Raw genomic sequence first — 2,104 nt, forward strand, 5'->3', positions numbered from 1 at the left:
AGATGTAGGTGTGCGAGGTGCCGGCCGGCTGGCCGCTCTGCAGCAGGAACTTGATGATGGCGTTCATGTCGCCCGACTGGCGAGCAAGATCGGTCATCACCACAGCGCCATAGGTGCCGTCGACCAGCTTGTCGCAATCGGCCGCCTTTTCGCCGCCGCCGGTGGTGACCAGGAACACCTTGCCGTCGAGTTTGGCATCGCGGATCGCGGCGGACGCGCCGGTGGCGTCGCCATCCCAGAAATCGATGATCGAGCAGATATCCGGGTTCTGCTGCAGCATCGTCGTCGTCACGTTGCGCGAGGTCGTCGCATCCCAGTTGGAATCGGGCTTGGCCACCACCTTGAAGTCGGGATTCTTGTCCAGCACCTTCATGATGCCGGCATACTGATAGAGGCTGGAGGAGTTCGCCTGGTCACCCTGCACAAGGCCGATCTTCTTCGACGAGTTCGGGCCGCAGCCCTTGATCGCCGCTTCGGCCTCGAGCTGGCCAAGCCGGTCCCAGTCACTGCCGATAAAGGCGTCGGCCGGGAAGTTGGCGGGATTGTCGACCAGGATGACATAGGTGCCGGCGGCCTGTGCCTTCTTCATCAGCTTGGAATAGGAGTTGAGGTCCGGCGCGTGGATGATCAGCACATCCGGCCTGGTGTCCGAGGAGATGGCGTCCGTGATCGCCTGCGCGCCGGCATCGACGACCCAGTTCGGGTCGCGCGTCTCGAACACGCCGCCCCAGGCCTCGACTTCGGTCTTCAGATAGTGCGCCCAGCCCTGCGCCAGGTCGAAGCCCATTGCCAGCGGCACCAGCATGACGCGCTTGCCCTTGAGCGCCTGCGCGTACGCAGTCGGCCCCGGATCGTCGGCGGCGAAGGTTGGCGCCACGAAGGCGGTGACGGCGAGCGCCGTGGCGGCGGCCATGAGTGTCTTGATCAGTTTCATGTCGGATCCTTTTGCTTTGGTCGTTGTTATCAGCGGCCGGCCCCAACCGTCCGCCGCAGTTCAGGTCTAAATGTCGCCCTGCTGGGCGGTCTGCTCGTCACGTGGATTGATGATGCCGTCGACGATGATGGCGCCGAGCAGGATCGCTGCCTTGATCAGGTTCTGGTAGAGCAGCGGAATGTCGATGATGGTCATGGCGTTGAGCAGGATGCCGATCAGTGCCGCACCGACCAGCACGTTGCGCACCCCGCCGCGCCCGCCGGACAGGCCGATGCCGCCGATAACCGCCACCAGCACGATATCGTAGAGCAGCGTCGAATTGACGACGCGGGTATTGATCGAATGCAGGCTGGCCGCCGTCAGCAGGCCGGCGACCAGTGCGACGAAGGCGGAAAGCACATAGCGCAGCACCAGCATCGGCCGCACCGGCATGCCGATGTTGCGGGCGGCCACCGGATTATCGCCGGCGAAATAGATATAGCGGCCCCATTTGGTGTAGCGAAGGAACAGGAAGAACAGGAAGGCCAGCCCTGCGAAGACGAAAACCTCGATGGGAATGTCGAGGAAGCGCAGGCCGCCGAGCAACTCGACCCAATGGCCCTGCGGCACCGGCACGGCATCCTGCGTGATCAGTTGCGAGCGTACATAGCCGAAGACGAAGGAGCCTGTCGCCAGCGTCACGAAGATCGCCGGCACGTCGGCATAGGCGACGAGAAAACCATTGAGCAGGCCGATGGCCAGCACACCGGCCAGCACATAGGCGAAGGCAAGCCCGTCCGGCGTCCCCGAATTCAGCAGTTGCAGGTACCAGGCGACCGACATCGCCATGATCGCGACGGCAGAGAGGTCGATGCCGCGGCCGATGATGACCACGGCCATGCCGAGCGCAAGGATGCCCAGCACCGACACGGAGCGGACGATGGCGACGAGATTGTTGGGGTCGATGAAACCTGGCAGGCCTATAGCCGCTGCAACGAACAGCACCACGGCGATGGCAAAGACAATGCCTTCCTGGTTCAGGCTCCTGAAATTTGGCCAGCCGATGGTGTTCATGTCTGCGTTTGCCCCGATGGCAGCGCTGCCATCCCTGGGAAAGAACGCTAATCGGCCCAACGCCGGTTCGTCAAATGAATCCGCGCCCGGAACCCAGGCCGGCTGCGATATTTATCG

General features: G+C 63.2%; 2 protein-coding genes. Both read right to left on the reverse strand.

Annotated elements, in window-relative coordinates; genetic code table 11:
- A partial coding sequence (locus EOA22_RS31465) for a sugar ABC transporter substrate-binding protein (protein ID WP_164756105.1) occupies positions 1–934 on the reverse strand: 934 nt, incomplete at its 3' end.
- Positions 935–1,000: 66 nt separating this feature from the next.
- On the reverse strand, positions 1,001–1,987 hold the full coding sequence (locus EOA22_RS31470; protein WP_013530837.1) for an ABC transporter permease: 987 nt from the start codon (positions 1,985–1,987) through the stop codon (positions 1,001–1,003).
- Positions 1,988–2,104: the final 117 nt, after the last annotated feature.

Source organism: Mesorhizobium sp. M7A.F.Ca.US.014.04.1.1, from assembly GCF_003998745.1.
GTDB lineage: Bacteria > Pseudomonadota > Alphaproteobacteria > Rhizobiales > Rhizobiaceae > Mesorhizobium > Mesorhizobium ciceri.

Excerpts from the sequence above, each read along its gene's own strand:
- EOA22_RS31470 (WP_013530837.1), bottom strand. The coding sequence starts at position 1,987 with ATGAACACCATCGGCTGGCCAAATTTCAGGAGCCTGAACCAGGAAGGC.